Origin of the sequence: Pseudomonas sp. PA-6-3C (genome assembly GCF_021605825.1) — a bacterium.
Classification (GTDB): Bacteria; Pseudomonadota; Gammaproteobacteria; order Pseudomonadales; family Pseudomonadaceae; genus Aquipseudomonas; species Aquipseudomonas edaphica.
Genome location: NZ_WKDV01000037.1, coordinates 49753 through 74556, shown reverse-complemented (window position 1 = coordinate 74556; position 24804 = coordinate 49753). Strand labels below are relative to the sequence as shown.

General features: G+C 59.8%; 23 protein-coding genes. 20 read left to right on the top strand and 3 right to left on the bottom strand.

What is annotated here, in order from left to right:
- Nucleotides 1–241: 241 nt before the first annotated feature.
- On the bottom strand, nucleotides 242–1462 hold the full coding sequence (locus GIW48_RS22310; protein ID WP_186618281.1) for a CaiB/BaiF CoA transferase family protein: 1221 nt from the start codon (nucleotides 1460–1462) through the stop codon (nucleotides 242–244).
- Nucleotides 1463–1474: 12 nt separating this feature from the next.
- Complete coding sequence (locus GIW48_RS22305; protein ID WP_003187423.1) at nucleotides 1475–2656, bottom strand: acyl-CoA dehydrogenase; 1182 nt, start codon at nucleotides 2654–2656, stop codon at nucleotides 1475–1477.
- A gap of 157 nt (nucleotides 2657–2813) precedes the next feature.
- Between GIW48_RS22305 and GIW48_RS22300 the strand changes: the two genes are divergently transcribed.
- The 20 genes from GIW48_RS22300 to GIW48_RS22205 all read left to right on the top strand — a co-directional run bounded on the left by GIW48_RS22300 (nucleotide 2814) and on the right by GIW48_RS22205 (nucleotide 23424).
- Entirely contained in the window at nucleotides 2814–3713 is a 900-nt protein-coding gene (locus GIW48_RS22300; RefSeq protein ID WP_017139060.1) for a LysR family transcriptional regulator, read from the top strand.
- 452 nt (nucleotides 3714–4165) lie between these two features.
- A complete protein-coding gene (locus GIW48_RS22295; protein ID WP_099550154.1) occupies nucleotides 4166–5287 on the top strand; it encodes a Re/Si-specific NAD(P)(+) transhydrogenase subunit alpha in 1122 nt (373 codons plus the stop codon).
- 15 nt (nucleotides 5288–5302) lie between these two features.
- Nucleotides 5303–5623, top strand: a complete 321-nt coding sequence (locus GIW48_RS22290) for an NAD(P) transhydrogenase subunit alpha (RefSeq protein ID WP_003220416.1) — start codon at nucleotides 5303–5305, stop codon at nucleotides 5621–5623.
- On the top strand, nucleotides 5623–7059 hold the full coding sequence (locus GIW48_RS22285; RefSeq protein WP_017139062.1) for an NAD(P)(+) transhydrogenase (Re/Si-specific) subunit beta: 1437 nt from the start codon (nucleotides 5623–5625) through the stop codon (nucleotides 7057–7059). Before GIW48_RS22290 ends, GIW48_RS22285 begins: the two co-directional genes overlap by 1 nt.
- A 235-nt stretch (nucleotides 7060–7294) precedes the next feature.
- Nucleotides 7295–8788 (top strand): acetyl-CoA hydrolase/transferase family protein, encoded by a 1494-nt coding sequence (locus GIW48_RS22280; protein ID WP_017139063.1) that lies wholly within the window; start codon nucleotides 7295–7297, stop codon nucleotides 8786–8788.
- Between the two features lie 318 nt (nucleotides 8789–9106).
- Complete coding sequence (locus tag GIW48_RS22275; protein WP_003214752.1) at nucleotides 9107–9322, top strand: DUF1127 domain-containing protein; 216 nt, start codon at nucleotides 9107–9109, stop codon at nucleotides 9320–9322.
- Between the two features lie 262 nt (nucleotides 9323–9584).
- Entirely contained in the window at nucleotides 9585–9770 is a 186-nt protein-coding gene (locus GIW48_RS22270; protein ID WP_017139065.1) for a DUF1127 domain-containing protein, read from the top strand.
- Nucleotides 9771–9930: 160 nt separating this feature from the next.
- A complete protein-coding gene (locus GIW48_RS22265) occupies nucleotides 9931–10251 on the top strand; it encodes a DUF2388 domain-containing protein (protein WP_017139066.1) in 321 nt (106 codons plus the stop codon).
- 107 nt (nucleotides 10252–10358) lie between these two features.
- Nucleotides 10359–10667, top strand: a complete 309-nt coding sequence (locus tag GIW48_RS22260; protein WP_099550155.1) for a DUF2388 domain-containing protein — start codon at nucleotides 10359–10361, stop codon at nucleotides 10665–10667.
- Nucleotides 10668–10706: 39 nt separating this feature from the next.
- On the top strand, nucleotides 10707–11027 hold the full coding sequence (locus GIW48_RS22255; RefSeq protein ID WP_017139068.1) for a DUF2388 domain-containing protein: 321 nt from the start codon (nucleotides 10707–10709) through the stop codon (nucleotides 11025–11027).
- Nucleotides 11024–12985: a DUF7844 domain-containing protein gene (locus GIW48_RS22250; RefSeq protein ID WP_236460924.1), complete on the top strand. Its 1962-nt coding sequence runs from the start codon at nucleotides 11024–11026 to the stop codon at nucleotides 12983–12985. Before GIW48_RS22255 ends, GIW48_RS22250 begins: the two co-directional genes overlap by 4 nt.
- A 256-nt stretch (nucleotides 12986–13241) precedes the next feature.
- Entirely contained in the window at nucleotides 13242–14549 is a 1308-nt protein-coding gene (locus GIW48_RS22245) for a CitMHS family transporter (protein ID WP_170040724.1), read from the top strand.
- Between the two features lie 65 nt (nucleotides 14550–14614).
- Nucleotides 14615–15382: a TerC family protein gene (locus GIW48_RS22240; protein ID WP_017139071.1), complete on the top strand. Its 768-nt coding sequence runs from the start codon at nucleotides 14615–14617 to the stop codon at nucleotides 15380–15382.
- A gap of 289 nt (nucleotides 15383–15671) precedes the next feature.
- Nucleotides 15672–17330, top strand: a complete 1659-nt coding sequence (locus GIW48_RS22235) for a Na/Pi cotransporter family protein (RefSeq protein WP_017139072.1) — start codon at nucleotides 15672–15674, stop codon at nucleotides 17328–17330.
- A gap of 58 nt (nucleotides 17331–17388) precedes the next feature.
- Nucleotides 17389–18771, top strand: a complete 1383-nt coding sequence (locus GIW48_RS22230; protein ID WP_236460925.1) for a M16 family metallopeptidase — start codon at nucleotides 17389–17391, stop codon at nucleotides 18769–18771.
- Between the two features lie 70 nt (nucleotides 18772–18841).
- A complete protein-coding gene (locus tag GIW48_RS22225) occupies nucleotides 18842–19873 on the top strand; it encodes a DUF5924 family protein (protein WP_017139074.1) in 1032 nt (343 codons plus the stop codon).
- Nucleotides 19874–19927: 54 nt separating this feature from the next.
- Nucleotides 19928–21076: an ABC transporter permease gene (locus tag GIW48_RS22220; protein ID WP_236460926.1), complete on the top strand. Its 1149-nt coding sequence runs from the start codon at nucleotides 19928–19930 to the stop codon at nucleotides 21074–21076.
- A complete protein-coding gene (locus GIW48_RS22215; protein ID WP_236460927.1) occupies nucleotides 21073–21876 on the top strand; it encodes an ABC transporter ATP-binding protein in 804 nt (267 codons plus the stop codon). The genes GIW48_RS22220 and GIW48_RS22215 overlap by 4 nt, the downstream gene beginning before the upstream one ends.
- A 1-nt stretch (nucleotide 21877) precedes the next feature.
- The gene (locus tag GIW48_RS22210) at nucleotides 21878–22816 is read left to right on the top strand and encodes an MlaD family protein (protein ID WP_056861024.1); all 939 of its coding nucleotides are present in this window, start codon (nucleotides 21878–21880) and stop codon (nucleotides 22814–22816) included.
- Nucleotides 22813–23424: an ABC-type transport auxiliary lipoprotein family protein gene (locus GIW48_RS22205; protein ID WP_236460928.1), complete on the top strand. Its 612-nt coding sequence runs from the start codon at nucleotides 22813–22815 to the stop codon at nucleotides 23422–23424. The genes GIW48_RS22210 and GIW48_RS22205 overlap by 4 nt, the downstream gene beginning before the upstream one ends.
- A 92-nt stretch (nucleotides 23425–23516) precedes the next feature.
- Here GIW48_RS22205 and GIW48_RS22200 read toward each other — a convergent pair whose 3' ends face one another.
- Nucleotides 23517–24746: a nucleoside recognition domain-containing protein gene (locus GIW48_RS22200; protein ID WP_236460929.1), complete on the bottom strand. Its 1230-nt coding sequence runs from the start codon at nucleotides 24744–24746 to the stop codon at nucleotides 23517–23519.
- Between the last annotated feature and the right edge of the window lie 58 nt (nucleotides 24747–24804).

Here is a 24804-nt window from a genome sequence, read left to right as displayed (position 1 = left end):
CACCTCTTTTTCAACTTCCTTTTGGCTTCGATGAACTGAAGCAACTTGCTGCCGAAAACTTCGTAACTCATTGTTTACCAAGGAGTTTTCCGTTTCGACTGCGCCGGAAGTGGGGCGAATTATAGACTTCTAGAATCTGCCGTCAACACTTAATTTAGCGCCTCTATCAATAAGTTAGAATTGATCAAAAAACAACCAGGACAACGCTCTTTGATCAAACTACTTATATAGAAGAGCAGCTTCAGATAACGCCCGCAGCCTTCAGCGCAGCCACATTCGCCGAATCCAGACCCAACACCCCCTGCAGCACCTGCACCGTATGCTCGCCCAATAGAGGAGGCGCATTACGATATTCCACCGGTGTCTTGGACAACCGCATCGGACTGGCGACCTGAGGCACCATCCCCGCCAATGCATGCGGCAACGCCATCGCCAACCCACGCGCCTTGACCTGCGGGTCGGCAAACACCTGCGCCAGATCATTGATCGGCCCACACGGCACGCCTACTTGCTCCAACTGCGACACCCACTCAGCCGTCGTCTTGAACACTGTGGCCTGGCGAATCAGCGGAATCAGCTCCGCACGGTTAGCCACCCGCACCTTGTTAGTCGCGAAGCGCGGATCATCCGCCCACTGCGGCTGCCCGGCCACCTCAGCAAACTTGCGAAACTGTCCGTCATTACCCACCGTCAGAATGAAGTCGCCATCAGCCGTGGGAAAGTCCTGGTAAGGCACAATATTGGGGTGAGCATTGCCCAGGCGCTTGGGCGCAGTACCCGTCGTCAGGTAATTCATCGCCTGATTGGCCAGGCACGCCACCTGCACATCCAGCAACGCCATGTCGATATGCTGCCCACCGCCGTCATGATCCCGATGAGCCAGCGCCGCCAGGATCGCCACGGTCGAGTACAGCCCCGTCAGGATATCCGTCAACGCCACGCCCACCTTTACCGGCCCAGCTCCCTCATCACCCTCGGGCCGACCGGTCAGGCTCATAAGCCCACCCAGCCCCTGGATCATAAAGTCGTAGCCTGCACGCGTCGCATAAGGCCCCGTCTGGCCGAAGCCTGTGATCGAGCAATAGATCAACTCTGGATTGATTTCCTTGAGCGATTCATAGTCCAGCCCATACGCCGCCAGACCACCCACCTTGAAGTTCTCGATCAGGATATCGGACTTGGCCGCCAGGTCGCGCACCAACTTCTGCCCCTCCGGGCGCGTGAAGTCGATGGTCACCGACTCCTTGTTACGGTTGGCCGACAGGTAATACGCCGCCTCACTGGTGTTCTCGCCATAGGCGTCTTTAAGGAAGGGCGGCCCCCATGCCCGCGTATCATCGCCACTGCCCGGCCGCTCAACCTTGATCACCTCGGCCCCAAGGTCTGCAAGGATCTGCCCGGACCACGGGCCGGCCAGCACTCGTGACAAATCCAATACCCGCAGATGTGAAAGCGCACCCATGCCGTTCTCCTATTAATAGAACGCTTGAAGACCGGTCTGCGCGCGCCCAAGAATCAAGGCGTGCACGTCATGGGTGCCCTCATAGGTATTGACCACCTCCAGGTTGACCAGGTGACGCGCCACCCCGAACTCATCCGAAATACCGTTGCCGCCCAACATGTCCCGCGCCATGCGCGCGATATCCAGGGACTTGCCACACGAGTTGCGCTTCATGATCGACGTGATCTCAACCGCCGCCGTCCCTTCATCCTTCATGCGCCCCAAACGCAGGCAGCCTTGCAAGGCCAGGGTGATTTCGGTCTGCATATCTGCCAGCTTCTTCTGGATCAGTTGGGTAGCCGCCAAGGGCCGCCCAAACTGCTGACGGTCCAGGGTGTACTGACGAGCGGTATGCCAGCAAAACTCGGCAGCCCCCAGCGCCCCCCAGGAAATGCCATAGCGTGCCGAGTTAAGACAAGTGAAAGGCCCCTTCAGGCCGCGCACATCCGGGAAGATGTTCTCCTCGGGTACAAACACGTTATCCATGACGATCTCACCGGTAATCGAAGCCCGCAGGCCGACCTTGCCGTGAATCGCCGGAGCGCTCAGCCCCTTCCACCCCTTCTCCAAGACAAAACCACGGATATCACCCGCATCGTCCTTACCCCACACCACAAACACATCGGCGATCGGGCTGTTGGTGATCCACATCTTGGCGCCGGTCAGGCTGTAGCCGCCATCGACCTTACGTGCACGGGTAATCATCGCACCCGGGTCAGAACCGTGGTTAGGCTCGGTCAGGCCGAAACAGCCGATCCACTCGCCCGATGCCAGCTTTGGCAGGTACTTCTGCTTTTGCGCCTCGGTGCCAAATTCGTTGATCGGCACCATCACCAATGACGACTGCACACTCATCATTGAGCGATAACCGGAGTCGACACGCTCCACCTCACGGGCAATCAGCCCGTAGCTCACGTAGTTCAGGCCACTGCCGCCGTACTGCTCAGGGATCATCGCGCCCAGCAGGCCGGTTTCACCCATCTCGCGAAAAATCGCAGGGTCGGTCTTTTCATGGCGAAAGGCTTCGAGCACACGCGGCGCCAGCTTGTCCTGGGCGAATTGCTCAGCACTGTCGCGCACCATGCGCTCTTCTTCGGTGAGCTGTTGATCCAGCAACAGCGGATCGATCCAGTTGAAGCTTGCCTTGCCAGCCATGAATAAGTCCTCGGGGAAGAAAACAGAAGTCGTGGATGCAGCCTAGGCCTAGCAACCGCAGAGGGCAAACGAGGTTTATGCATAGGGTTGTGCTAATTTCTCACTTCGTAATGAGCTAGAAGCGCACAAATGCGCTTTATGAGTGAGTACAACGTACATGCGCAGAAAAATTCCCAGCACCACCGCCCTGGTCAGCTTTGAAGCAGCGGCCCGCCACGAGAGCTTTACCAAGGCGGCGCACGAGCTTTCACTCACTCAAGGCGCCATCTGTCGACAGATCGCCAGTCTGGAGGAGTTTTTGAGTGTCGAGCTATTTCGACGCTCACGGCGGGGCGTCAAGCTGACGGAAGCGGGGCTGTCGTATAGCCGTCGCGTTGCCATGCAACTGGACGCCGTAGAGCGCGATACCTTGTCGGTCATGGGGCAGCAAGGTGCGAATGTCATCGAGCTGGCAGTGGTGCCAACGTTCGGCACCCAATGGCTGATCCCACGGCTCAAGGACTTCCAGCACCAACACCCGGAAGTCACGGTCAACCTCACCAATCGCACGCGCCCTTTTCTGTTTGCCGACACCGAGTTCGACGCCGCCATCTACTTTGGCGATGCCGATTGGTCAGGCACCGAATCCCACCGGCTAATGGGCGAAAACCCCGTTCCCGTGTGCAGTCCGCGCTTACTGGGCAGCCGTGCCCACTTCAGCCCGGAAGAGATCGCCCAACTGCCACTGCTGCAACAAACCACTCGGCCATATGCCTGGCGCCAGTGGTTCAGCGCGCAACAACTGAACATACCTCGCGACATGACAGGCCCGCGTTACGAGCTATTCTCGATGTTGTCGCAGGCAGCCATGCATGACATGGGAATCGCGCTGATTCCGCCTTTCCTCATCCAGCGCGAGCTGGAGGAGAAGCATCTGGTGATCGCAAGCCTCGAAGCGCTGAGCAGCACAAAGGCTTACTACCTGATGATTCCCGAAAGAAAAGTCGAATCTGCGTCGCTGCACGCGTTTAGAGATTGGCTGATCGACCAGTCACAGCGCTATAACCCCAGCATTTAAAGGACAGGGTCATTTTATTGACCTTGTAGTCAAATAAATTAAGCGCCTACAGATGTAACTATATGTCGTGTTTTGGAAGACTGTACCTCTCAGCGTAAAAATGAGCTTAACGCCATGACTGACAAGGCTTGTAGCGACTATCAGCTGCCAATGCCCGACCATTCACGGCAAAGATAGGAAAACCGTCTACAACCCTCTAAAACCCTTTAAACACCTGTATTTAAAGAGGTTATTTTGCCATGTTGCGACAATCAGTCACAGGGTGACTTGTAGTTAATTTTTCGTCACCCGTCATAATCCCTTGAAGGCCGTAAAGTTCGCCTGCAAAATGCCGCGCCCCGCTGTCATTTCAGCGGGATCGTGCTGATCGGCCGCCCCAGCTGCGCCCCTCACGGTGCACTGGCCTTTTTACAAAAAGATCAAAAGCAAAAAGATCATGCAGGAGATTTGACGTGCACATTGGTGTTCCTCTCGAAACCCAGACCGGTGAAACGCGGGTGGCTGCCACCCCGGAAACCATCAAGAAGCTGATCGGCCAGGGCCATAAGGTCACTGTACAAAGCGGCGCAGGCATTACCGCCAGCATCGTCGACAGTGCCTATGAAACGGCAGGCGCAACCATTGGCAGCGCCAGCGACGCGTTTGGCGCCGAGCTGATTCTCAAGGTGGTTGCCCCCAGCGACAGCGAACTGACGCTGATCAAAAGCGGCACCGTGTTGGTGGGCATGCTCAACCCGTTCAGCAACGAAACCATCGCCAAGCTGGCAGAGCGAGGCATTACCGCCTTCGCGCTCGAAGCTGCGCCACGTACCTCGCGAGCCCAAAGCCTCGACGTGCTGTCGTCACAGGCCAACATTGCCGGCTATAAAGCCGTATTGCTGGCAGCCCATCACTACCCACGCTTCATGCCGATGCTGATGACTGCCGCCGGCACCGTCAAAGCCGCGCGCGTGCTGATCCTCGGCGCGGGTGTCGCCGGCCTGCAGGCGATCGCCACGGCGAAACGCCTGGGCGCCGTGATCGAAGCGTCTGACGTGCGCCCTGCCGTAAAAGAGCAGATCGAGTCCCTCGGCGCCAAGTTCGTCGACGTGCCCTACGAAACCGATGAAGAGCGTGAATGCGCGGTCGGTGTCGGCGGCTACGCGCGCCCGATGCCATCGAGCTGGATGCAGCGCCAGGCCCTGGCCGTGCATGAACGCGCCAAACAAGCGGACATCGTCATCACTACTGCGCTGATCCCGGGCCGCAAAGCCCCGACCTTGCTCAGTGCCGAAACCGTCGCACAAATGAAGCCGGGGTCGGTGGTCATCGACCTCGCCGCCGCCCAGGGTGGCAACTGCCCGCTGACCGTCGCCGACCAAGTCGTGGTGGAAAACGGCGTGACCATTTGCGGCCCGACCAACCTGGCCGGTGCCGTCGCCGCCGATGCTTCTGCTTTATATGCGCGCAACCTGCTGGACTTCCTGAAGCTGGTCTTCACCAAGGAAGGGCAGTTTGAAATCAACCTCGAAGACGACATCGTCGCCGCGTGCCTGATGTGCCGCGACGGCCAAGTCATCCGCAAAAACGCCTAAGCAGGGATTCAGACGATGGAAGAGCTTATCTCCCCCGGTATCTACAACCTGATCATCTTTGTGCTGGCGATTTATGTCGGTTACCACGTGGTCTGGAACGTCACACCCGCGCTGCACACACCACTGATGGCGGTGACCAACGCGATCTCTGCGATCGTAATCGTCGGCGCCATGCTCGCCGCAGCCCTCACCGTGACACCACTGGGTAAAACCATGGGCACCCTGGCCGTGGCCTTGGCGGCGGTTAACGTATTCGGCGGGTTCCTGGTCACGCGCAGGATGCTGGAGATGTTCAAGAAGAAAGCCCCGAAAGCAAAAGAAGAGGCGCCAAAGTAATGAGCATGAATTTGGTTACGACGCTCTACTTGATCGCGTCGATCTGCTTTATCCAGGCCCTCAAAGGCCTGTCGCACCCAACCACATCGCGACGCGGCAACCTGTTCGGCATGCTCGGCATGGCGCTGGCGGTGCTGACGACCGTGGGCCTCATCTACAAGCTCGGCGCTGAGCTTGCAACAGCCGGTATCGGTTACGTGATCGTCGGCCTGCTGATCGGCGGCACCGCCGGTTCGATCATGGCCAAGCGCGTAGAAATGACCAAGATGCCAGAGCTGGTTGCCTTCATGCACAGCATGATCGGCCTGGCGGCGGTATTCATCGCGATTGCCGCCGTGGTCGAGCCGCAATCCTTGGGCATCGTCAAACACCTGGGCGACTCGATTCCTGCGGGCAACCGCCTGGAACTGTTCCTCGGCGCAGCCATTGGTGCAATTACCTTCTCCGGTTCGGTGATCGCATTCGGCAAACTCTCGGGCAAGTACAAGTTCCGCCTGTTCCAGGGCGCACCGGTACAGTTCGGTGGCCAGCACAAACTGAACCTGGTGCTCGGCCTGGCAACCCTGGGCCTGGGCCTGGCGTTCATGTTCACCGGCAACCTCACTGCGTTCGCGTTGATGCTGGCCCTGGCTTTCGTGCTGGGCGTGCTGATCATCATCCCGATCGGCGGCGCCGACATGCCGGTGGTTGTCTCGATGCTCAACAGCTACTCCGGTTGGGCAGCGGCGGGCATCGGCTTCTCGCTGAACAACTCGATGCTGATCATCGCCGGCTCCCTGGTGGGCTCCAGCGGCGCGATTCTGTCGTACATCATGTGCAAGGCAATGAACCGCTCCTTCTTTAATGTGCTGCTCGGTGGCTTCGGCAACACAGCAGATGCCGGCGCAGCGGCAGGCTCCAAAGAAGCGCGTCCGGTGAAATCCGGTTCGGCGGACGACGCCACGTTCCTGCTGACCAACGCCGACACCGTGATCATCGTTCCCGGCTACGGCCTGGCAGTCGCTCGGGCGCAACACGCCCTTAAAGAGCTGACCGAAAAGCTGACACACCGTGGCGTGACCGTGAAGTACGCGATCCACCCGGTAGCGGGCCGTATGCCTGGGCACATGAACGTGCTGCTGGCCGAGGCGGAAGTGCCTTACGACCAAGTGTTCGAGATGGAAGACATCAACTCCGAGTTCGGCCAGGCCGACGTGGTGCTGGTGTTGGGCGCCAACGACGTGGTCAACCCGGCCGCCAAGAACGACCCTAACTCACCGATTGCCGGTATGCCGATCCTTGAGGCATTCAAGGCCAAGACCATCATCGTCAACAAGCGCTCGATGGCCAGCGGCTACGCCGGTCTGGATAACGAGCTGTTCTACCTGGACAAGACCATGATGGTCTTCGGTGATGCCAAGAAAGTCATCGAAGATATGGTCAAAGCCGTCGAATAACACTGCGCCAGCGCAATACACGAAACCCTGGCCTCCAGTAGGCTGGGGTTTTTTTATTGTTCCCAAGCTCTGCGTGGGAATGCATCCGGGAATGCTCGGCGTTCCGCTTTGTACTCACGTGAAACCCGACCAAAGGCTCTAAATCGCTGCCTGGCATTCGACCATGGTAGCGGGCCGAATTTGTTTGAAATCACTACACTGCCCACCTTGCTTCCGTAGCCTGAGATAACAATTCATGTACCGTGATCGTATCCGCTTGCCTTCGTTGTTGAACAAGGTCATGAGCGCGGCAGATGCCGCCGCACTGATCGAGGACGGCATGACCGTCGGCATGAGCGGCTTCACCCGTGCCGGTGAAGCCAAGGCCGTCCCCCACGCCCTGGCCGAACGCGCCAAGACTTCGCCGCTGAAAATCACCCTGATGACCGGTGCCAGCCTGGGCAATGACTTGGACAAGCAACTGACCGAGGCCGGCGTTTTGTCGCGCCGCATGCCGTTTCAAGTCGACAGCACACTGCGCAAGGCGATCAACGCAGGCCAAGTGATGTTTATCGACCAGCACCTGTCGGAAACCGTCGAGCAACTGCGCAACAACCAGCTCAAGTTGCCGGACATCGCCGTGATCGAAGCCGTCGCGATCACCGAACAAGGACACATCGTGCCCACCACCTCCGTGGGCAACTCGGCCAGCTTTGCGATTTTCGCCAAACAAGTGATTGTCGAGATCAACCTGGCGCACAACCCGAACCTGGAAGGGCTGCACGACATCTATATCCCGACCTATCGGCCGACGCGCACGCCAATCCCACTGGTCAAGGTCGACGACCGCATCGGCAGTACCGCGATTCCGATCCCGCCGGAGAAGATCGTCGCCATCGTGATCACCAATCAGGCCGACTCCGCCTCAACCGTGACACCACCGGACGCCGATACCCAAGGCATCGCTAACCATCTGATCAACTTCCTCAAGCAGGAAGTCGACGCCGGGCGCATGACCAACAAGCTCGGCCCGCTGCAGGCCGGGATCGGCAACATCGCCAACGCGGTGATGTGCGGCCTGATCGAATCGCCGTTCGAAGACCTGACCATGTATTCGGAAGTGTTGCAGGACTCGACCTTCGACCTGATCGATGCGGGCAAGCTGAGCTTTGCTTCCGGCAGCTCCATCACCTTGTCGGAGCGACGCAACGCCGACGTGTTCGGTAACCTGGAACACTACAAGGACAAGCTGGTCCTGCGCCCACAGGAAATCTCCAACCACCCTGAAGTGGTTCGGCGCTTGGGCATTATCGGTATCAACACGGCGCTTGAGTTCGACATCTACGGCAACGTCAACTCCACCCACGTCTGCGGCACGCGGATGATGAATGGGATTGGCGGCTCCGGAGACTTCGCGCGTAACGCGCACCTGGCGATTTTCGTCACCAAGTCGATTGCCAAGGGCGGCGCGATTTCCAGCGTGGTGCCGATGGTCAGCCATGTGGACCATACCGAGCATGACGTGGACATACTGGTGACCGAGGTTGGCCTCGCTGACCTGCGTGGCCTGGCGCCACGCGAGCGCGCACGGGTGATCATCGACAATTGCGTGCACCCGGCTTACCGCGATGCGCTGAACAGTTACTTCAACGCTGCCTGCGCGATCGGTGGGCATACTCCGCACATCCTGCGCGAAGCACTGAGTTGGCACATCAACCTGGAAGAAACCGGGCATATGCTCAAGGCTTGATTGATACAGATCCGAGCTGATGCAAACACAGTTTGTTCAGCTCGGTGACCACAGCCGTACATTTTGAAAAAACTGTACTGCTGTACTGGTCATTTCCTACTGAATTCTCTTACGAACCCCACCGAAAATGCCAATTTCGCACCGATAAAGTGCAGACAGGTACAGTTGCCCCATTTCCGTACAGTACAGCCGCTATAAACAGTTAACTGGCCCCTCACAATACAGGTGAACTGTATCTAGAGAGTCTTGCGTCGGAGGAGGATCATTGGCATCAGTTAAACCACTACCTAATCCCGCCACAAGCGGAAGGATGTCATCATGGAACGTACACTCAGTTCCGATCTGTTCTTCGAAGAAAAAGCTGTAAACACCCAGGCTTCCCTGCCTTTGCGCGTTCTCGCCAACCTGATGTTGTGGCAGCGCCGCATCTCCAGCCGCCATCAACTGGCTCGTCTGGATTCGCGTCTGCTGGCTGACGCCGGTATCAGCGAAGCTCAACGCTACGAAGAGCTGAGCAAGCCGTTCTGGCGCTAATTGGCGCCCGCTGGCCCTGACCCGCCGGGTCCACCGCCAGCACCCTGATTTAACAAAACAAAGCCCGCCCCGGGAACCGGAGGCGGGCTTTGTTGTTTCCGGGTTTCAAACTTTACACGGCTAAAACAGACCCCAGAGATAAGGACCAGTACAGTTTAAATAACATAACAATTAGACGGTACAATTTAACTTTGGTGTATCTGTATTGGTAAAAGCTGGCCGCCCAAGATGGTGTTCCAAGACCTCATGGAAGGCCGCCGTCATGAACACACAGACCTCGCGTTACAAACAGTTGATCATTCGAATGGCTTGCGCCCTGGGCAGATGGGCGCGGCAGGCCCATGAACGCCGCCAACTTGCACAACTTGACCCACGTGAATTAGCCGACGCCGGCATCAGCCAGGGCGACCGTACTGCCGAGCTGTCCAAACCTTTCTGGCGTGACTAGGCAGATAGAGGCTTTCCGAACGGATAAGCGGCAGCTTAAGATCCCGTTATTACGTGGCGAACCTTGTAGAGCGGACGTCTGATGCTTAATCCGCAGCAATGTCCGTTTCACAGTGGCCGCCTTGCGCCGCTTTTATTTGATCTTCTACAGGAGTTTTTCCATGTCCCGTCTTCGCCTGCTGAGTGCTGCCACCCTGTTGGCCCTGGCCGCCAACGCCAACGCGAGCAGCCTTATCGTGACCACCGACTCGATCGTCGGCGCCCTCAAAGCCACTTCCGATGCCAGCTCCGATGCCACGTCGTCCCTGCGTGACAACAAAGTCGTGCAAGCCGCCCGTGACGACGCTGCCAGCTTTGTTGCCAGCGAAGGCGCCATTCGTGGTGTGAAACTGGAAAGCGCCCTGGCCCAGATCCGCCAACAAGCCCCACAACTGAACACAGCGACCGACGCACAACTGGCCCAGGCGATTCTGGCCATCTGATGATCCGGTAAACGCCAGGGCGCGCCAGCCGCTACCAAATGTGTCAGCACTGGCTCTCGCCCGGGCGTTGCGCTAGCCTTGGCGCTCGCTTTCAGTTGTCGAGTCCCATGGCTTTTTCATACCGCCTGTTGATTGTTCCCGTGTTGTTTTCCGCCTGCTGGTCACCCTTGGCTTCGGCCTTTGATGTGTCCACCCAGAGCACCGTCATCAGTGCCTACGCCACCAGCAAGGTGACGTCAGCGCCCTTTGACAGAAAATTGATACTGGCCGCCCAGGATGACGCTGCCGCTTTTATCGCCACTGACGGCCAATGGCGGGGAGCTCGTCTGGAATCTGCGCTGGAGTATCTGCGCCGAACCCAGCCAAAACTTCATGTCAGCGACCTTGAACTGGCGCAGGCAATTCTCGTCCAATAATCATCGTATATTTCTATCTTTGTATTTCGGAGTCATTCCATGCGTAGCCCGCTGATCGCCGCCGCTCTGGGCCTGCTGTTGTTGGCCGATGTCGCCCACGCGCAAACCCTGAAAGCCACCAGTAACATCATCGTGCGCGCCTCGGCGCGCACCATTGATTTCACTTCGGACACCACCACTTCCATCCGCGACTCCAAAATCGTGCGCGAAGCCCACGATGACGCTGCCAGCTTCGTCGCCTCCAACGGCGAAATCCGCGGCGCACAATTGGAAGCAGCCTTCAATACCCTGCGCACCCGCGTACCGGAAGCCCGCGACGCCAGTGACCAGACCCTCGCCGAAGCTATCCTCGCTCTGTGAGGCGCCTGTTCGCCTGGCTACTGGCCGGGACTGTGCTGCTCTGTGCAGGCGCAGCCCAGGCCAGCCTGCAACTGCGGCTCAAGACCGATGGCTTGAGCCCGGCCGAACAGCAGGCCAGCCAGGCGTTGCTCGACGAAGCGATGCGCGCTCTGCCGCCGCGCTTTGTCGAGCAGTTGGACCGGCGTATTGATGTCGGCTGGACCGACAAGATGCCTGAAAACGCCTATGGCCAGGCTTCTCTGGTGTCCGAACTGGACCTCAACAGCAACCTGCTCGCCAGCCTCACCGACGGCAGCGCCGCCACCCAGAAGACCAATCGCCCCCATGGCACTGTGCGCCGCGAAATGCTCGCCACCGTGCTGCATGAGCTGACCCACATCTATGACCGTGCGCGCTTGTGGTCCACAGACGAGCGCCGCCTGATCCAACGCTGCAGCCGCCAGAACAACATCACCGGCCTTATCGGCCTGCCCGATCAATGCCGTGGCCAGAACGACCGTCGTTTCACCCTGAGTGACGACCCGCGCCTGCTGGACATTGCCGGCTGGCCCCAATACGTGGGCCGTCGCGGCGAGCGCGAGCAACACAACCACCAGGTCGCCCGCAGCCCCGATATCTACGAAACCACCAGCCCGCTGGAGTTCGTGGCGGTCAATATGGAGTATTTCCTACTTGACCCGAGCTATGCCTGCCGTCGCCCCGCGCTGTTTCGCTATTACAAGGAACACTTCGGCTGGGCACCGCCCGAACAAGACACCTGCGCCAAGACCTACGCGTTCCTGAACGCCGGTAACGACTTCGCCAAAACGCCGTTGGGCCAGATCGACCCGGAGCGCGTGTATGAAATCGACTACTTGCTGGCCGAGGCCAACCAAAATCTGGTGAGCCGCTGGGGCCACAGCATGTTGCGCCTGGTGATCTGCGCACCCGGCCGCCCGCGTGGTCCGGATTGCCGATTGGACCTGGACCAGCACTTGGTGTTGTCTTACCGCGCTTTCGTCGGTGACGTACAGCTCTCGAGCTGGGATGGGCTGGTGGGCAAGTACCCGTCACGGCTGTTTGTGCTTCCGTTGGCCCAGGTGATCGACGAATACACCAAGACTGAACTGCGCGGCCTGGCCTCGGTGCCGCTCAAGCTCACCCGCCAAGAGATCAACGACACCGTCGAACATGCCGCCGAGATGCACTGGAGCTACGACGGCAATTACTTTTTTATCTCCAACAACTGCGCGGTGGAGAGCCTCAAGCTGCTACGCAGCGGCAGCGCCAACCCGCAACTGACCGGCCTGGACAACATCACCCCCAACGGCTTGCTCGAGGTGCTCAGTGCCCGCGGCCTGGCTGATACCAGTGTGCTAGACGACAAGCGCGAAGCCTTGCGCCTGGGTTATCACTTCGACTCGTTCCGCGAGCGCTACCAGGCGATGTTCGACGTGCTGCGCAAACACCTGCCGATCAAGCAGACCCAAGTCGAAGACTGGCTCGCCCTCAGTGCCGCAGAACGCCGCCAGTGGTTCATCCAGGCCGACCTGCGCACCAGCGCCGCGCTGCTGCTGCTGGAACAAGCCAGCTATCGCAAACAACTGATGCTGGCCCAGGACGAAGTCAAGCAGCGCTACCTCAATGCCCGTGAGCTGAAAAACGGCGGCATGGAAAAAGCCAACAACACACTGCAACAGATCCTCGCCAACAGCGGTTTTCTAAGCCGCCCGGCGGAATTGCTCGACAGCGGCGGCTACGGCCTGCCGCAACCTTCGGAAGCCAAACGCCTGGAATCGGAAAGCGCCGAGCGCCAGAAGCAACTGCAATCGTTGACCGGCGATCTGGATAAAGAGGTGAGGGCGCTGCTGGACCCCTCACGCGCCGACGAGATTGCCGCCTGCGAAGCCAACCTCAAGCAGATGGGCGAGCACCTGCGCGCCTTGCACAAAGCCTCAGGCGGTTTGGAGCTGCCCTGAGTCACCTTAAAGAAAACTCCTACAAACCTTCCATCATCTGACTTACACAGCGAAAGCTGGCTGAAAGCTTCCCCGTCTAGGATCGCCCCCACTGCCGGCAACAGACCGGCTGTAAACAACAACAATGGTGATTCCTGATGTCCGCTACTACCCGCCTGTTCGCTCCAACTCCACTCGTACGCTACGTGCCTTTCGTACTGCGCTGACCCCAACCCGGTTCGCCATTCCCTAGCCGCGCTACGCCCGGAGTATTCCTATGCTGACTTTCCTTGGCTTCGCCATGGTCATCACGTTCATGTACCTGATCATGACCAAGCGCCTGTCCGCGCTGATTGCCTTGATCATTGTGCCAATCCTGTTCGCCCTGTTTGGTGGTTTTGCCCCCGAGATCGGCCCGATGATGCTTGCGGGCATCACCAAGCTTGCGCCGACCGGCGTAATGCTGATGTTCGCCATTCTCTACTTTGCCCTGATGATCGACTCCGGCCTGTTCGACCCGGCCGTGCGCAAGATCCTCAAGATGGTCAAGGGTGACCCGCTGAAAGTTTCGGTCGGTACCGCCGTGCTTGCCCTGGTGGTGTCCCTGGACGGTGACGGCGCCACCACTTACATGATCTGCGTGGCCGCCATGCTGCCGCTGTACCAGCGCATCGGCATGAGCCCGCGGATCATGGCCGGCCTGATCATCCTCGCCGGCGGCGTGATGAACATGACGCCGTGGGGCGGCCCGACTGCCCGCGCCGCGAGTGCTTTGCATGTAGACCCGTCGGACATCTTCGTACCGATGATCCCGGCCATGGCTGTCGGCGTCGTGGCGATCCTGGTGATTGCCTATATGTACGGCAAACGCGAACGTGCCCGCCTGGGTGAACTGCACCTGCAGGGCGACGAGATCGATCACAGCGAGATCAGCGTGTCGCAATTCCCTGACGCCCGTCGCCCCAAGCTGATCTGGTTCAACGGCGCACTGACCTTCGCGCTGATGTGCACCCTGATTGCCGGCCTGTTGCCGCTGCCAGTGCTGTTCATGGTGGCGTTCAGTATCGCGATGATCGTCAACTACCCGTGCCTGCAACAGCAGAAAGACCGCGTCGCCGCCCACGCCGGCAGCGTGCTGGCAGTCGTCGGGCTCATCTTCGCCGCGGGCATCTTCACCGGCATTCTGTCCGGTACCGGCATGGTTGATGCCATGTCCAAGAGCTTGCTGGCGGTTATCCCGGATGCACTCGGTCCGTACCTGGCGGTAATCACTGCCTTGGTGAGCATGCCGTTTACCTTCTTCATGTCCAACGACGCGTTCTACTACGGCGTACTGCCCGTACTCGCCGAAGCGGCCAGCCATTACGGCATCACCGCCGTGGAGATGGCTCGCGCGTCCATCGTTGGCCAGCCCGTGCATTTGCTCAGCCCGCTGGTGCCTTCGACTTACTTGCTGGTGGCCCTGGCCGGTATCGAGTTTGGCGATCACCAACGCTTTACCCTCAAGTGGGCAGTGCTGGTGTGCCTGTGCATAATGTTCGCCGCTTTGCTGATGGGGATTTTTCCGCTGTTCAGCACTCTATAATCGTAACGACCTGACCGCGCGGCGCTGCAGCTTGCGCGGTTTCACATTTGCTCAAAGGAATACACATGGAATGGCTGACCAATCCGGAAATCTGGATTGCCTTCTTCACCCTGACGGCCCTCGAGATCGTCCTGGGCATCGATAACATCATCATGATTTCGATCCTGGTCAGCCGCATGCCCAAGCATATGCAGGCGCGCACCCGGATCTTCGGCCTGGCCCTGGCCATGGTCACGCGAATCCTGTTGCTGCTGTCGATCACCTGGGTCATGCAACTCACCGCCGACCTGTTCGTGGTCTTCGGCCAGGGCATCTCCGGTCGCGACCTGATCCTGTTCTTCGGTGGCCTGTTCCTGCTGTGGAAAAGCTCCCAAGAGATGTACCACGCCCTCGAAGGTGAAGACGAAACCCACGATGAGCCGGGCGGCAAGGGTGGCAAGTTCATCTACACCATCATCCAGATCGCGATCATCGACATCGTGTTCTCCCTGGACTCGGTGATCACTGCGGTCGGCATGGTTTCCCATGTGCCGGTCATGGTCGCTGCGATCGTGGTAGCCGTACTGGTGATGATGCTGGCTGCGGGCACCATCAGCGAATTCATCGACAAGCACCCGTCGCTGAAGATGCTGGCGCTGTCGTTCCTGCTGGTGGTGGGTACGGTGCTGATCGCCGAATCCTTCGACGTGCATGTGCCAAAAGGCTACGTCTACTTCGCCATGGCGTTCTCGCTGGCAGTAGAAGCGGTAAACATCAAGATGCGTACCGCTATCGCGAAAAAGAAGAAACAGCAGGATCCTGTGAAACTGCGCAAGGACATTCCGGGTCAATAAACCTGACCCGCTGCTGTTGATCGTTGTTGATCGTTCCCACGCTCCGCGTGGGAATGCCGCCTCTGGACGCTCCGCGTCCGCCCTCAAAGCGACGCAGAGCGTCACGGGATGCATTCCCACGCAGAGCGTGGGAACGATCTTCATGACAGTTTTGTTTCAATCCCCACTTTAGCTATGCGATGCTGGCGCAGAGCCCATTCGCCAACTACAGCTTAAGTACAAGACGTAGAACGGCACGCGGCAATTCTCATTTGCTCTTTCTGGAGCACACCCACACGGGGGGCCGAGCATGCTGACCTTGCTCAATCTGCTTTCCGCCGTGACCCTGCTTATCTGGGGCACGCACATCGTCCGTACCGGCATCTTGCGGGTCTACGGTTCCAACTTGCGCCAAGTCATCGGGCAGAACATGTCCAAGCGCTGGCTGGCGTTTATCGCCGGTATCCTGGTGACGGCCATGGTCCAGAGCAGCAACGCCACGGCGATGCTGGTGACGTCGTTTGTCGGCCAGGGCTTGATGGGCCTTATGCCGGCGCTGGCGACCATGCTCGGTGCCGACGTCGGCACGGCGTTGATGGCGCGGGTACTGACTTTCGACCTGTCCTGGCTGTCGCCACTGCTGATTTTTCTTGGGGTGATTTTCTTCCTCTCGCGTAAACAGACACGGGCAGGGCAGATGGGCCGCGTCGGTATCGGCCTGGGCCTGATCATTCTGGCCCTGCAACTGATTGTCGAAGCCGCAGGGCCGATTACCCATGCCCAAGGCGTCAAAGTTATCTTTGCCTCGCTGACCGGCGATATTCTGCTGGATGCCTTGGTCGGCGCGCTGTTTGCGATGATTTCCTACTCCAGCCTGGCCGCCGTGCTGCTGACCGCAACCCTGGCCGGTGCCGGTGTGATCGGCTTGCACGTGGCCATCGGCCTGGTGATCGGCGCCAACATCGGCAGTGGTGTGCTGGCCTTCCTCAGCACCAACATGCAGAACGCTGCCGGCCGCCAGGTCGCACTGGGCAGCTTGTTGTACAAACTGATCGGCCTGTTGCTGATTATTCCGGTGCTCGACCCTCTCGTACGCTGGATGGATGGTTTGGACTACAGCGCCCAAGGCATGGTCATCACCTTCCATGTGCTCTACAACACCACGCGCTGCCTGATCCTGCTGCCCACCATCGGGCCAATGGCGCGCCTGTGCGCCTGGCTGCTGCCGGAACAACAGGAGACCAACGGCAAAGCCAGGCCACGTCACCTGGACCTGGCCTCGCTCGCCACCCCAAGCCTGGCGCTGGCCAACGCCGCTCGCGAGACCCTGCGCCTGGGCGACCTGATCGACAACATGCTCACCGCCATGCTCGAAGTACTGCGTGGCAAGCAAACCGCCATTACCCAGGAAATGCGCAGCCTCAGCGATGACGTCGAGGCCCTCTACAGCGCGATCAAGCTTTACCTGGCGCAAATGCCCCGCGAAGACCTCAGTGAACAGGACAGCCGCCGCTGGGCCGAGATCATCGAGCTATCGATCAACCTCAAGCTGGCCGGCGACCTGATCGAACGTATGCTGCGCAAAGTCCAGCAGCAGAAAACCTCACAGCGCCGACAGTTCTCCGAAGTCGGCCTGGAAGAACTCACCGGCCTGCACAGCCAGTTGATTGCCAACCTGCGCTTGGGCCTGTCGGTGTTTCTCAGCGCCGACCCCGAAAGCGCCCGCCAACTGCTGCGTGAAAAGCGCCGTTTCCGCGCCCAGGAGCGCCGCCTGGCCCACGCCCACGTCAGCCGTCTGCAGCGTAAAATCGTACAGAGCATGGAGACCAGTTCCTTGCACCTGGAGCTGATTGCCGACATGAAACGCCTGAACTCGTTGTTTTGCAGCAGTGCTTATGTAGTGTTGGAAACCTCAGACACCGGCGCACTCTCTGCCGAAGATATTGCCGACATCACTCATTCGCCCTGAACATACGATGGCCCGTGAAGTCAGTTAACAATGGACCTCACCCGCCAGGAAGCTTGTTATGCGTCGCCTGTTACTTGCCTGCCTGCTCATGGGCTCGGCACACACCTTTGCCTTCGACCGCCTGCAAGTCGAAGGCTACACCTTGCCCAACGGCCTGCAATTGCTGCTCAAGCCGGGCACCGAGCGTGGGCACGTGGCGATCCGCCTGGTGGTCGGCGTAGGCCTGGATGACTTTCCCTGCGACGAAAAAGAACTGCCGCACTTGCTCGAACACTTGCTGTTCAGCGGCATCGACGGCGGTGGTGAAGGCGACCTTGAGGACCGCATGCAAGCCCTCGGCGGCGAATGGAACGCCTACACCAGCAATGCCGATACCACCTTTGTGATCGAGGCACCCGCGCAAAACCAGCGCAAGGTGCTGGACCTGTTACTGGCGATCCTCACCCGCACCGAACTGACCGACGCGAACATCAATGCCGCAAAAAAAGTGGTCGAGCGCGAAGACGGCGGCCATTACTCGCACCTGCAACGCTTGCTCGACCGCCAGGACCTGGGTCACACCGCCAGCAACCAATTGGCCGTCGAACTGGGGCTCAAATGCGCCGAACGTGCCGAAGTCAGCCAACTGACCCGTGATCAATTGCAAACCCTGCGCACACATTGGTACGCGCCCAACAACATGACCCTGATTATCGTCGGCGACCTCGACAAACTGCTTCCGGCGTACCTGGAGCGCACTTACGGTCAACTTGATCCGGTCGAACCCACCGAGCACCGGCCGCTGCCGGAAATCCAGCACACCGCCGCCAGCCATCGCGACCTTATCCACGGCTGGGTTGGTGACAGCGCCAAACTGCACTGGCTGTTCCCCGAACCGGTTTTGGACGACCAACACGATGAAACCTACGATTTGCTCAAGGACTACCTCGACTGGGCGCTGTACCGTCAGCTGCGCCTCAAGCACGGTTTGTCCTACGGCCCATGGAGTGAGCGCGAAGTGCTCGGCGGCGTCGGCTTCCTCAGCCTGAATGCCGACCTTGAGCGCGACAAACTCCCTGAGGCTGAACAGGTGTTGCAGAACCTCACGGCACAACTGCTCAAGGACGGCCTCGACCCAGCGGTATTCGCCCGCCTGCAGCAAGCTGCCATCGCGCGCCAAGCCTGGGCGGTGCAGGGTAACAGCGCGCTGGCCGACTATTACTGGAGCGCTGCCGGCGACTATGCCGATGGCCATATCAGCGACCCGGCCAAGCGCATCAAGGCCGTCAACCTGGCGCAAACCAACCAGGCCATGCGCGAGGTTTTTAACCAGAAGGGCTACTGGCGCATCGAAAAACCCTTGCTGAGCTATGACGCCCTGAGCTGGATCGGTGCCGGTGTACTCGTGCTGATCGCCAGTGTGTTGATCGGCGTGCGCCTTTATCGCAAACGGATCACGTAATGAGGCACCGAACACAGGGCTAAGACGTTATTCTGTCTGGGATTTTTCCTACACCAATTGTGAATCGCCAATGCCAAATCTACCGCCCCTTATCCAGCGCATTATCGAACTGATCAAGCGCTATCCAGGGGTGATCGCACTCGGCGGTTTCATATCCGGTGTGTGCAGCTTCATCCTGGTGGACCGCCAGCAGGGCATGGCCAGCTGGATCGCGGTGATCATGCTGGTGAGCTGGCTGTGGCTGATGCTGGAAAACAGCTTTACCCAGCTGTTCGCCAAAGTCTTCAAGCGCGAAATCCCCGAGCCGCTGCTGCGCTACGCGACCCAGATGATCCACCAGGAAAGCCTGTTCTTCGTATTGCCGTTCTTTTTCGTCACCACCGCCTGGAACAGCGGCCAATCCGTATTCACTGGCCTGCTCGGCGCGGCGGCGCTGGTGTCGATCACCGACCCGCTGTACTACAAGTGGCTGGCACCCAAGCGCTCGCTGTTCCTGGCGCTGCACACCCTGACCTTGTTCGCGGCACTGCTCACCGCACTGCCCATCATCATGCACCTGACTACCGCCGAGAGTTACAAATTGGCGCTCGGCGTGGCCATGGCGCTGTCGATCCCGAGCCTGGCCGCGAGCCTGCCGCTGCGCAGCGTCAAAGGCTGGGCGATGCTGCTCGGGGTGACGGCCGCCATCGGCTGCGCCGGTTGGTTCCTGCGCAGCTGGGTGCCGCCGGCCACATTGTGGATGACCGAAGTGGCGATCAGCACCCAGCTGCAAGACCGCACACCGGGCGATGACCTCAAGGAAGTCACCGCCGCGCAACTGCGCAGCGGCGGGCTGTACGCTTACACCGCGATCAACGCGCCACGCGGGCTTGATGAGCGGATTTACCATGTGTGGAAATTCAACGGCCAAGAGGTCGACCGCATCGCCCTGGATATCCATGGCGGACGCAAGGAAGGCTATCGCGCCTGGACCCACAAGCAGAATTTCCCGGCCGACGCGGTCGGGCGCTGGCAGGTGCAGGTGTTGACGGAGGATGGGCAAGTCATCGGCGTGCTGCGTTTTAAAGTCACTGACCCAGCACAAACGGACAACCCAAAGTAGGCCGTATCGTGCTATTACGTAGCAATTGTGGATAGCCAAACAAGCTCGGAGCTTATGACCACTCGTACCACGGCCGGCGCAGCCCACCTCGACACCTCCAGCGTTCCCCCGTTGCTCAGGATTACGGGGGACTGGACGCTTGCCCACTACGCCAATCTTAAAAAGCTGAGCGACAAGCTCGACGGCCAATACGACGCCGGTGCACGCATCGACCTCAATGGCCTCGGCGCCCTGGATACCGCGGGTGCCTCGCTGCTGGTCGAGTTGCTGGGCCCGGAGCGCATCGAGCATTCCGCCGAGCAGACCGATTGCAGCTTGTCTACCGCCGACCGGGCACTGCTCAAAACCGTCTACCGCTCCCTGAACGATTTCTGCGTACCCGACAAAGAGCCGGAAGAAGCCGTCGGTATCCAAGTGCTGGCGCGTATCGGTCGAGCTGTCGACACGGTATGGCAGGACGGCATGAAACTGCTGGGCTTTATCGGCCTGATCCTCGAAACCTTCGCCCGTGGCGTTTTGCGCCCCAAGCGCTGGCGCATCACACCGATGGTCGCGCATATCGAACAAACCGGCCTCGACGCTGCGCCCATCGTCGCGTTGCTGACCTTTCTGGTGGGCGCCGTGGTGGCGTTCCTCGGCGCCACCGTGCTCAAAAGCTTCGGTGCGACGATTTTTACCGTGGACCTGGTGGCGTTTTCTTTCCTGCGAGAATTCGGCGTATTGCTTACCGCCATCCTGATCGCAGGCCGAACGGCCAGCGCCTTTACCGCGCAAATCGGCTCGATGAAGGCTAACGAAGAAATCGACGCGATCCGCACCCTGGGCCTGGACCCGATGGAACTGTTGGTGCTGCCACGGGTAATGGCGCTGCTTGTGTCGCTGCCGATGCTGACATTTTTGGCGATGCTCTCGGGGATTGTCGGCGGCGGCGTGGTGTGTGCCGTCGCCCTGGATATTTCACCGGCGATGTTTCTCTCGCTGCTGCAATCGGACATTGGCGTGCAGCACTTTTTGGTGGGGATGGTGAAAGCGCCGATTTTCGCCTTCCTGATCGCGGCGATTGGCTGCCTCGAAGGCTTCAAGGTCAGCGGCAGCGCCGAATCGGTCGGCGCGCACACCACCTCCAGCGTGGTGCAGTCTATTTTCGTGGTGATTGTGCTGGATGCGGTCGCCGCGATGTTCTTTATGGAGATGGGCTGGTGAGTCGTCTACACCGTGCGCCCACTGAGGCGGTGATCGAAGTGCGCGGCCTGTGCAATCGCTTTGGCAGCCAGAGCGTGCACGAAAACCTCGATCTGGATTTGTACAAAGGCGAGATCCTCGCGGTGGTCGGCGGCTCCGGCAGCGGCAAGTCGGTACTGCTTCGCAGCATCGTCGGCCTGCGGCGGCCCAGCGAAGGTGAGGTGCGGGTATTCGGCAAGAACCTGCCCAATTTGTCGGAACATGAACGCTCGCTGGTGGAACGGCGCTTTGGCGTGCTGTTCCAGAAGGGTGCGCTGTTTTCCTCGCTGACGGTCACCGAAAACGTCGCCCTGCCGTTGATCGAACACGCCGGCCTCAGCCGTCGCGACGCCGAACACTTGGCGGCAGTCAAGCTAGCGCTGGCGGGGCTGCCTTTGTCGGCGGCGGATAAATACCCGGCGTCACTGTCCGGCGGCATGATCAAGCGCGCGGCCCTGGCACGCGCCCTGGCCCTGGACCCGGACATTCTGTTCCTGGACGAACCCACCGCCGGCCTCGACCCGATTGGCGCGGCGCAATTCGACCAACTGATCCTCACCCTGCGCGATGCGCTGGGCTTGAGCGTGTTCCTGGTCACCCACGACCTCGACACGCTCTACACCATCACCGACCGTGTGGCGGTGCTGGCGCAGAAGAAAGTGCTGGTGGCCGATGCCATCGATATCGTCTCGGAAACAGACGACGCCTGGATTCACGAATATTTCCACGGCCCCCGTGGCCGCGCGGCATTGGATGCCGCTCAATCGCTTAACGAGGTATGACATGGAAACCCGAGCCCATCATGTGATGATCGGTCTGTTCAGCGTGATCGTGGTGGTCGGCGCCATGCTGTTCGGCCTGTGGCTGGCCAAGTCCAGCGTCGACAGCGCCTTCCAGGACTACGAGGTGGTGTTCAACGAGGCGGTCAGCGGCCTGTCCCAAGGCAGTTCGGTGCAATACAGCGGGATCAAGGTGGGCGATGTCACCAGCCTGCGCCTGGACCCGAAAGACCCGCGCCGGGTACTCGCACGCATCCGCCTGGCCGGGCAGACACCGATCAAGGAAGACACCCAGGCCAAGCTGGCACTGACCGGCATCACCGGCACCTCGATCATCCAGCTCAGCGGTGGTACGCCGCAAAGCCCGGAGCTCAAGGGCAAGGACGGCAACCTGCCGGAAATTATCGCCTCGCCGTCCCCCATTGCGCGCCTGCTCAATAACAGCAACGACCTAATGACCAGCATCAACCTGCTGCTGCACAACGCCAACCACATGTTCTCGCGGGAGAACGTCGAGCGCCTGAGCAACACCCTGGACAACTTGCAACAAACCACCGGCGCCATTGCCGACCAACGCGGTGATATCAAGGTGGTGATGCAACAGTTGATGCAGGTGAGCAAGCAGGCGAGCGCCGCGCTGGAGCAAACCACCACGTTGATGCGCAATGCCAACGGCTTGCTCAATGACCAAGGCAAGCAAGCCTTCGGCAGTGCCGAGCAGGCCATGAAGTCGCTGGAACAAAGCACCACGACCATCAACACCTTGCTGACCAACAACAAAGACTCGGTGAACAGCGGCATGCAGGGCCTCAACGAACTGGCACCGGCCGTGCGCGAACTGCGCGAAACCCTCGGTTCGCTGCGCGCCATCTCCCGCCGCCTCGAAGCCAACCCCAGCGGTTACCTGCTGGGCAGCGACAAGAACAAGGAGTTCACGCCATGAAGCGTGCTTACCAAATAATCGCCCCGCTGGCCTTGGTACTGATCAGCGCCTGCTCGATCCTGCCCAAGCCGGATCCGTCTGATGTGTATCGCCTGGCGTCGGCGCCAACCAGCACCCAAGGCGCGCCGGTGAGCTGGTCGCTGCGTGTGTCCAAGCCGCAGAGCAGCGAGTTTCTCGACAGCCCGCGCATCGCCGTAGTGCCAAACGGCGACCTGATCAGCAGCTACGCGAACTCACGCTGGAGCGACCCGACGCCGGTGTTGCTGCGCAATCGGTTTACGGACGGTTTCCAGCGCGATGGGCGGGTGACGCTGCTGAGTACCGACGAGACCAACCTGCAGGCCGATTACGAGCTGGGCGGGCAGTTGCAGGCGTTTCAGAGTGAGTACCATGGCAGTGCGGTGGAGGTGGTGATCCGCCTGGATGCGCGGCTGGTGCGTGGCAGTGATCAGCGGATTATTGCCAGTCGGCGGTTTGAGGTGAAGCAGCCGGTCGGCGATACAAAAGTGCCCGCGGTAGTGGCGGCGTTTGGGCAGGCGGGGGATCGGTTGAATAAGCAGGTGGTGGAGTGGGTGGTGCAGCAGGGCAATGCTGCTGCGAAACGCTGAGTGCCTCTTCGCAGGCAAGCCAGCTCCCACATTTGACGGTGTTCACAAATCAAAATGTGGGAGCTGGCTTGCCTGCGATAGCGATCTAAGCCTTAACCAAAAAACCAGTAGCACACCGAAATTGCCGCCACCACACCGGCGAACTCCGCCAGCAGCGCACATCCAACCGCATGCCGCGCGCGCTGGATGCCCACCGAACCAAAGTACACCGCCAACACATAAAAGGTGGTCTCGGTACTGCCCTGAATCGTCGCCGCGACCAACGCCGGGAAGCTGTCCACGCCCTTGGCCTGCATGGTCTCGATCAACAGCGCCCGCGCTGCGCTGCCGGAGAACGGCTTGACCATCGCCGTCGGCAATGCATCGACAAAGCGCGTGTCCATGCCCGTCCAGGCCACCACATGGCGAATCCCCTCCAGGCCAAAGTCCAACGCCCCGGAGGCGCGCAATACGCCCACTGCACAAAGCATCGCCACCAGATACGGCAGCAGGTTCTTGGCAACATCGAAGCCCTCTTTGGCACCTTCGACAAATGCCTCATACACCTTCACCTTGCGCAACGCACCGATCACCAGAAACAGCATGATCAAGCCAAACAGCGTCAGGTTGCCGAGGATCGACGACAGGCCCGCCAGCGCCGTGGCGGACAGTGTCGCCAGCAACGCCATAAAGCCGCCCAGCATCAGCGCGCCGGGAATCAGATACGCCAGCACCACCGGGTCCCACAAGCGCAGGCGCTGCATGACAGCCACCGACAACAGGCCCACCAGCGTTGAGGCGCTGGTGGCCAGCAGGATCGGCAGGAACACCAGCGTCGGGTCGGCGGCGCCTTGCTGGGCGCGGTACATGAAGATCGTCACCGGCAACAGCGTCAGCGAGGACGCGTTAAGCACCAGGAACAGAATCTGCGCGTTGCTCGCGGTGTTGGGGATGGGGTTGAGTTCCTGCAACGCCTTCATGGCTTTCAGGCCAATCGGTGTGGCGGCGTTGTCCAGGCCCAGGCCATTGGCGGCGAAGTTGAGGGTGATCAAGCCGATGGCCGGGTGGCCAGCGGGCACTTCCGGCATCAAACGGCGAAACAGCGGGCCGAGCGCCTTGGCCAGCCAATCGACGATGCCCGCTTTTTCGGCGATGCGCAAAAAGCCCAGCCATAAGGTCAGGGTGCCGAACAGCAGCACCATCACGTCCACCGACAGTTTGGCCATGGCGAAAATGCTTTCGACCATCGCCGCAAAAATCCCGGCATTACCGCCAACCAGCCATTGCGCCAGTGCTGACACCATTGCCACGACAAAGAAGCTAAGCCACAGGCCATTGAGCATCAGTTGAATCCCCCGAAAGATGGGGCGAATGATAGCGGGGCTGGCAGAAACGACAAAC

Bases quoted from the DNA above. Each gene is read 5' to 3' on its own strand.
- GIW48_RS22290 (WP_003220416.1), top strand. From the start codon at position 5,303: ATGGAAGAGCTTATCTCCCCCGGTATCTACAACCTGATCATCTTTGTG.
- GIW48_RS22240 (WP_017139071.1), top strand. From the start codon at position 14,615: ATGGAATGGCTGACCAATCCGGAAATCTGGATTGCCTTCTTCACCCTG.
- GIW48_RS22205 (WP_236460928.1), top strand. From the start codon at position 22,813: ATGAAGCGTGCTTACCAAATAATCGCCCCGCTGGCCTTGGTACTGATC.
- GIW48_RS22230 (WP_236460925.1), top strand. From the start codon at position 17,389: ATGCGTCGCCTGTTACTTGCCTGCCTGCTCATGGGCTCGGCACACACC.
- GIW48_RS22275 (WP_003214752.1), top strand. From the start codon at position 9,107: ATGGAACGTACACTCAGTTCCGATCTGTTCTTCGAAGAAAAAGCTGTA.
- GIW48_RS22270 (WP_017139065.1), top strand. From the start codon at position 9,585: ATGAACACACAGACCTCGCGTTACAAACAGTTGATCATTCGAATGGCT.
- GIW48_RS22265 (WP_017139066.1), top strand. From the start codon at position 9,931: ATGTCCCGTCTTCGCCTGCTGAGTGCTGCCACCCTGTTGGCCCTGGCC.
- GIW48_RS22255 (WP_017139068.1), top strand. From the start codon at position 10,707: ATGCGTAGCCCGCTGATCGCCGCCGCTCTGGGCCTGCTGTTGTTGGCC.
- GIW48_RS22305 (WP_003187423.1), bottom strand. From the start codon at position 2,656: ATGGCTGGCAAGGCAAGCTTCAACTGGATCGATCCGCTGTTGCTGGAT.
- GIW48_RS22225 (WP_017139074.1), top strand. From the start codon at position 18,842: ATGCCAAATCTACCGCCCCTTATCCAGCGCATTATCGAACTGATCAAG.
- GIW48_RS22310 (WP_186618281.1), bottom strand. From the start codon at position 1,462: ATGGGTGCGCTTTCACATCTGCGGGTATTGGATTTGTCACGAGTGCTG.
- GIW48_RS22300 (WP_017139060.1), top strand. From the start codon at position 2,814: ATGCGCAGAAAAATTCCCAGCACCACCGCCCTGGTCAGCTTTGAAGCA.
- GIW48_RS22200 (WP_236460929.1), bottom strand. From the start codon at position 24,746: ATGCTCAATGGCCTGTGGCTTAGCTTCTTTGTCGTGGCAATGGTGTCA.
- GIW48_RS22210 (WP_056861024.1), top strand. From the start codon at position 21,878: ATGGAAACCCGAGCCCATCATGTGATGATCGGTCTGTTCAGCGTGATC.
- GIW48_RS22235 (WP_017139072.1), top strand. From the start codon at position 15,672: ATGCTGACCTTGCTCAATCTGCTTTCCGCCGTGACCCTGCTTATCTGG.
- GIW48_RS22260 (WP_099550155.1), top strand. From the start codon at position 10,359: ATGGCTTTTTCATACCGCCTGTTGATTGTTCCCGTGTTGTTTTCCGCC.
- GIW48_RS22245 (WP_170040724.1), top strand. From the start codon at position 13,242: ATGCTGACTTTCCTTGGCTTCGCCATGGTCATCACGTTCATGTACCTG.
- GIW48_RS22280 (WP_017139063.1), top strand. From the start codon at position 7,295: ATGTACCGTGATCGTATCCGCTTGCCTTCGTTGTTGAACAAGGTCATG.
- GIW48_RS22220 (WP_236460926.1), top strand. From the start codon at position 19,928: ATGACCACTCGTACCACGGCCGGCGCAGCCCACCTCGACACCTCCAGC.
- GIW48_RS22285 (WP_017139062.1), top strand. From the start codon at position 5,623: ATGAGCATGAATTTGGTTACGACGCTCTACTTGATCGCGTCGATCTGC.